At 69.4% G+C, this 242-nt stretch carries 1 pseudogene; it reads right to left on the reverse strand.

The features are described from left to right. Positions 1-242 (reverse strand): annotated as a pseudogene (locus BST14_RS32215) (FAD-dependent oxidoreductase); the annotation flags it as partial.

Raw genomic sequence — 242 nt, forward strand, 5'->3', positions numbered from 1 at the left:
GGCGGCGACCCAGAAGAAGCCTTCCGCATCGGCGGCGTAGCCGGCCACCAGGTCGCCGTCGGCGACGAACGAGCGCAGCCCTGCCCAGGTGTGTTCCGGGCGGCGAATGGTGAGGGTGGTGGCTTCTTCGATCAGGTACATGCCGGTGGCGATGTCCAGTTGCTCGGGCTGCACGTCGTGGGCCTCGACCGGATCGGCGTTGGCCGGCGAGCCGAGCAACATGCCGGCGTCCGGCTTCAGGT

Source organism: Mycobacterium arosiense ATCC BAA-1401 = DSM 45069, assembly GCF_002086125.1.
GTDB classification, from domain to species: domain Bacteria; phylum Actinomycetota; class Actinomycetes; order Mycobacteriales; family Mycobacteriaceae; genus Mycobacterium; species Mycobacterium arosiense.